The organism is Pseudoalteromonas sp. MelDa3 (assembly GCF_002863625.1).
GTDB lineage: Bacteria > Pseudomonadota > Gammaproteobacteria > Enterobacterales > Alteromonadaceae > Pseudoalteromonas > Pseudoalteromonas arctica.
Genome location: NZ_PJBR01000137.1, coordinates 1 through 5,784, shown reverse-complemented (window position 1 = coordinate 5,784; position 5,784 = coordinate 1). Strand labels below are relative to the sequence as shown.

Sequence of the window (5,784 nt, the reverse complement as noted above, 5' to 3'; positions counted from 1 at the left end):
TGAAGAGTGCCTTTTTTGAAACCATGTAAAATGAATACTATTTAATAAATGTGCCCCGGATTGGATAGTCGTTTTCTCTTGAAAACTTAATCCCACCTAGCAGTTGCTCTAAATCAGGACGAACAAACGGGCTGTTTGATATATCGACCATTTGAAGCTGATTTTTTTCATTAAGCACATAAATTCCTGGTTCAGCAAATGGATGATCAGTTTCTGCACCACTGCGAGGCTCGCTAATATGTAGCCCTAAATCAGTCATTTGTTCGATTGTTAAACCATAGTAAATTGGGAAGTTAATATCTATTTTTTCAAGATGTTTATTAAGCTGCTCATGGCTATCACCACTTACTGCAACCACTTCAACTCCAGCCTCTTTAAAGTCTTTATGAACTTTAGCAAGCTCGTTGAGTTGCGCAGTACATTTAGGGCAGTGCTGGCCTCGATAAACAACAATCATTTTCCACGGAGAGTCACTTATTCTGTCAACTAAATCTACCTTTTTCTCATCAACATCACTCACTACTAGTGATGGCATAATATCCGCAGGTTTTAAACTAGTGTTACTCATTGCGATCTCCTTTTACTATTTCAGATTAAAAATTAATTTTGCTCTTACACATAGAGTTTAGGGTAACTTTTATTAATTCAACCTAAAATTGCAATTAAAATCTATTAAAGCTTTAAGACCATCCCTTTATTTTTCTATAAATGGTAGATGCACTTACCCCTAAATAAGCAGCAGCAAGAGGAATGTTGTCTTCGCAGCTTTTGATTGCGTTTTCAATAGCCCTTTTTTCAACTTGCCATAATGGTTCTATATCGTGAACCGACATAGGAGATAATTGAACACTCTGATCGTTTGTATTGTGAATTGACTTAGTTGAGCTTGAGTGTTTTACAGCGCCTAGACCAAATGAATTTGGTAGCATATCTCTTTCTATTACATCGCCATCATTAATAACGACTGTATTTTCAATTACATTTTGCAGTTCGCGTATATTTCCTGGCCAATCGTAATTACAAAAAAGCGCCTTAACTTCATCAGAAAAGCCAATAAAATGTTTAGCGTTGCTATCGCTTTTTTGTTTTAAAATATACTCAGCGAGCAGCAAAATATCGTTTCCGCGCTCCCTTAAAGGCGGGAGCTTTACGGGGATAACATTTAAACGATAATATAAATCTTCTCTAAAGCGCCCCTCTGCTACCTCTATTATTGGATTTCTGTTGGTTGCACATACCAAGCGGACATCGCTGTGTAATACTTCGCTGCTACCAACCTTGCTAAATATGCCAGTTTGTAAAAAGCGCAATAACTTAGCTTGTAAGTTAAGCTCCATTTCACATAGTTCATCTAGAAATAACGTACCGCCGTTGGCCACTTCAACTGCGCCTTTACGATCGCTTAAAGCGCCACTAAATGCCCCTTTAACATGCCCAAAAAATTCTGATTCAAATAACTCAGCAGGGATCGCAGCACAGTTTATAGCAATAAAAGGGCCTTGGCTGCGAGGGCTCGAATCATGAAGGGTTTGTGCGCATACTTCTTTACCGGTTCCACTTTCACCTGTAATAAATACGCATGCTTTGCTTCTAGCTGCGCTATCTAGCAATCTAAAAACGGTTTTCATTGCGAGAGATTCACCAACAAAATCTTGGCTTTTATCACTGCTTTGAACCAAAGGTTGTACTTTAGCTTGCTCTTTGGGTGTTAACGCACTTTCTACTGAGCTAATAAGTCGCTGACTTGTGAAGGGTTTTTCTAAAAAATCGAAGCCACCTAAACGCATAGCTTCCACTGCAATATCAATAGAACTATTTGAGGTGATCATGACTACATTAGCAGGATTTTTTTGTTTATTTACAAATTGTAAAACTTCAAGCCCACTTATATCAGGCAAGCATACATCTTGTACTATCACCGCAGGCATTTTTTCTTTAATACCGGCCAAAGCAGAATATCCATCTGCGAAATGCTTACATTCAAAACCTACTTGCTCTAGCTGACTGGCGTACAAAGCACCACTTGCGATGCTATCTTCAACAATATAAACAAGGCCTTTACCCATTATATCTGACACGGCTTTCTCCTAGATAGCTATACTCTTACTCATTATTTGATATGCATCTCGGGTTTTATCCAAGTTATGCTTAATAACAAGCGCTGCGTGCAAATTTTCTTCTGTGGTTGGTGGTGGTGAATCGTGTAACTGTGTTGCCAATGCAGCTAAAGGAGCGGCTCCATATAAGGCAGCCGAGTTTTTCAAAACATGCATTATTTCTCTAATTTTTATAATATCTGCATTATTAATTGCCGTATCTAATTGGTTAGCCATAGTAACTAATTCATCGATAAATAAGTTTACTAATCGAGCTAAAACGCTTATTCCAACATCCTTTTCAAGTTGAATTAAAACATTTAGCTCCGTAATACTTTTATCGATAAACTGCTCTGATATAGGCATAGATAACCTTTGTGTAAGTTAAAGCTTCGTACACTAATAAAATGTAAGAATTGTAGTTTAAGAGTAATTTGTTTTTTGCATTTTGCAAATCAAAATGAATATAAACAATTACAGAGCCCGGGTATCAATACTTTTTGTTAATGTTTGCGGCTTATCGAGCAAGTACCCCTGAGCAATATCACAACCAAGTTGTTCTAATATTTGTAATTGCTCATTCTCTTCAATGCCTTCTGCTACAGTTTGTAAGCCCAATCGTTGAGCCATCGCAATAATTGCGCTACATAACGTAAAGTCTTCGTTATTAGTTGCAATACCACTTACAAAACTGCGATCAATTTTTAAACCATCGATATCAAATTGACGAAGTAGACCTAAAGACGCGTACCCAGTGCCAAAATCATCAATCCACACCTTTACGCCTTCTTTATGGAAGTTTTCAAACGCCTTAGCTATTTTATCAGGACTATGAATTAGCGCTGTTTCCGTTAATTCAACTTTAATGGCTTGTGGTGGTATTTGGTGCTTTTCTAGCAAAGCCATTACTTTTGAAAACACATCACCATCTAAAATTTGTACCGGTGAAATATTTAAAGAAACAGCAATATCTGTCATACCAAAATGTCGCATCTGTTTTAAATCAGACAAACATTGCTCAAAAATCCAGTCACCTAATTCTAAAATCATTCCCGATTGCTCTACATGAGGGATAAACTCATCAGGGCCTACAATACCAAAGCGGGGTGATTGGCACCTTACTAGCGATTCAAAGCCGACCAACTTTCCCGTTCCTAATGATACAAGCGGTTGATAAACCATTTTAAAATAATTATTTTGCATTGCATCCGACATGATTCTCTCTAACTCATGCCATCTTGCGAGATTGACTGGGCTTTCTGCTTCTAGGTACTTAAATGCATTCATGTTTTGCTCCGATTTTCACTCTTAGTGACTTATGTAATCAAGAGCAAGTTACAGACCATTTAGAAAGTGAATAAAACAAAAATAAAAACAGCAAATTCAAAAGGTTAAGTTTAGTTATTTGAGTATTTAAATTTTTCTATTTTATTTGCATTTTGCAATTCAATTTGCAATGCACCTAAATTAATAAATAAGAGCTTACTCAAGCCCAAACAGCACAGAGAAACCAGTTAGTAATTGTTGGCTAAAAGTAAGGATTAGTAATTGAAGATGAGTATAAAGAAAGGCTGGATAAAACTAATTTAGTTACGCACAGCTTGAATTAAAAAGCGTACACGTAATTTTAAAGCTAGGGAGAAAAAGTTAAAACGGTGATAGGAAACATAAAAAAAACGCAGGCAACAATAAATAGTTACCTGCGCAAAAGTCTCTAGTTTGAAAGAGTGTCGTTATTTTCGTTTTTAGGGGCTGTTACATGTTGTGCATAGTTAGTATTTTGCGAGTCAAACGTATTACTCATCGACTGTGCATTTTCAACATCAGCTTGTGTAAAAGTAATCGGCTGTATGTCCGTTAACGGCTCTACAGAATCGCTACCGCGCAGAACTGTAATACCTATTACTAAGGTAGCTACAAGCAAAATAGACAAAACCATGATTTCAGGTGTAAGTACCCAATTATTACTTTTAGGTTGTTGTTTGGCTTTTGTATTTGTTTGCATATTGCACCTCTTAAAAATTTAACTAAATTGTCTTGATTTGATATTTAATATGTTGCGAAAGCCGTGCCAACTAAACAAAAACAAACGAAAGATAAAATAAACAACAAAATCAAAGTATTAAAAAAATTAAAAATGTAATTTAGAATCCAAAAATAATTCGTAACGTTGTATTTTTATTTTGAATTGCAATTTGCGAATCAAATTGAAAAACTATAATAAAAACACTCATTAAATACTAAAAAATAAATTTAACTTACTCCTAAAATACTAGGTTAATTTCTTCGTTTATCAAGTTTTATGCAACACAAACCCACTTTTTATATTAAGGTCTGTTGATCTTTGCGGATTAAAATTTGTTCAAACTAGAGGCGGTTTAATCGCGGCGCGAGGTTTGTAACCTAGCGGGCTAAGTAAAAACCGAGCAACAAAGAGTAAATAGCCCCTAGGAAGAACCCTTTGGGCAGCGCCTGTTTGGCATTAATGCTACGTTATCGCCCATTTATGGGGAATAACCACACTGCATAGGCTCTGCCTGGCCTAAATACCAAACAGACTGCTGCAAATTTAACCCTGAAAGTTCAACAGACCCTAACCTTCATTGCTCAACCCAGCTTTTCCCACACTTGCACTAAACGAGTAAGCTTTAAATGCTTAGATTCAATAGCCTGCTTTGGTGCATATTTATCAAGCAATAAATAAAGTGTTTCACTTACAATTGGTTTAGCTAAATAATCATTCATCCCCGCTTCAATAAATCGCTCTTTATCACCATGAATCGCATTTGCTGTGAGCGCTATTATAGGGGTGGCTATATCTAACTTTCTGATTGCTTTAGTTGCAGAGATCCCATCTAGTATTGGCATCTGGATATCCATAAAAATAATATCAAGTTTATTGTTTTTAGCCTTGGTTATTGCCTCTTGCCCATCACTAGCAATATGTACCCGACAGCCTTTTTGCTCTAAAAACTGCCTTATTACTATTTGATTATTAGTATTATCTTCAGCAACCAATACATTGGTCCCATTCAACTGAGTTAACCCTGAAGGGCTTTCTAAGGCTTCTTTTTGTTCACGATTAGTAAATATAATATCTAAATGAAATAACTGTTCTTCCAATAAACTAATTGCTCGCGGTACATGCGATACTTTAAAAGGGCCATTTAACCTAAGCTCTCTGTCGTTAAGATTTTGCGGTAATAAGCTTTCACCTAGTAAGTCTAAGATAAGTAAACACGGTGAATTAAGGGAGTTATATGTATTTATACACTCGCGTGTTTGGGCTAGCATTGGAGGATCAGTTAATACAATTGCATCAGGAAAACTATCATACTCAGGGATATCTGGGCATATTTCATAGTGCTCAAAAGCGATAGAAAACCGAGTGAGTGTGTGCTCCAACGCGGTTTTTAAAATTTGGTTATGTCCTACAATCCATACTCTTGGCTTTTTACTTCGTGCTGCAAACCCCTCTCGCAATATTGAGTCGGTTGTGTCTATTTGTAACGGGTAATTAACGATAAACTCACTCCCTTTATTGAGCTCAGAGTTAACCGAAATATCTCCCCCTACTACATCACAAATTTGCTTACATATCGCAAGGCCTAAGCCACTACCACCATGTTTTCGGGTAATTGAATTATCTGATTGAATAAAAGGCATAAACATACTTTCTATTTTATTT

6 protein-coding genes are annotated in these 5,784 nt (G+C 36.4%); all 6 read right to left on the bottom strand.

The features are described from left to right. Positions 1-37 precede the first annotated feature (37 nt). Positions 38-568, bottom strand: a complete 531-nt coding sequence (locus tag CXF89_RS17980) for a peroxiredoxin-like family protein (protein WP_007585494.1) — start codon at positions 566-568, stop codon at positions 38-40. Positions 569-680: 112 nt separating this feature from the next. Continuing rightward, entirely contained in the window at positions 681-2,078 is a 1,398-nt protein-coding gene (locus CXF89_RS17975; protein WP_121955362.1) for a sigma-54-dependent transcriptional regulator, read from the bottom strand. A gap of 9 nt (positions 2,079-2,087) precedes the next feature. Beyond that, positions 2,088-2,462: an Hpt domain-containing protein gene (locus CXF89_RS17970; RefSeq protein WP_101216632.1), complete on the bottom strand. Its 375-nt coding sequence runs from the start codon at positions 2,460-2,462 to the stop codon at positions 2,088-2,090. Between the two features lie 108 nt (positions 2,463-2,570). Then, a complete protein-coding gene (locus CXF89_RS17965) occupies positions 2,571-3,383 on the bottom strand; it encodes a putative bifunctional diguanylate cyclase/phosphodiesterase (RefSeq protein WP_257983242.1) in 813 nt (270 codons plus the stop codon). Between the two features lie 427 nt (positions 3,384-3,810). Continuing rightward, positions 3,811-4,101 (bottom strand): hypothetical protein, encoded by a 291-nt coding sequence (locus CXF89_RS17960; RefSeq protein ID WP_007585474.1) that lies wholly within the window; start codon positions 4,099-4,101, stop codon positions 3,811-3,813. 602 nt (positions 4,102-4,703) lie between these two features. Next, positions 4,704-5,784: response regulator (locus CXF89_RS17955; RefSeq protein ID WP_121955361.1), on the bottom strand; the 1,081-nt coding region annotated here is incomplete at its 5' end.

Coding starts and splice junctions, on each gene's coding strand:
- CXF89_RS17980 (WP_007585494.1), bottom strand. CDS start 568: ATGAGTAACACTAGTTTAAAACCTGCGGATATTATGCCATCACTAGTA.
- CXF89_RS17970 (WP_101216632.1), bottom strand. CDS start 2,462: ATGCCTATATCAGAGCAGTTTATCGATAAAAGTATTACGGAGCTAAAT.
- CXF89_RS17965 (WP_257983242.1), bottom strand. CDS start 3,383: ATGAATGCATTTAAGTACCTAGAAGCAGAAAGCCCAGTCAATCTCGCA.
- CXF89_RS17960 (WP_007585474.1), bottom strand. CDS start 4,101: ATGCAAACAAATACAAAAGCCAAACAACAACCTAAAAGTAATAATTGG.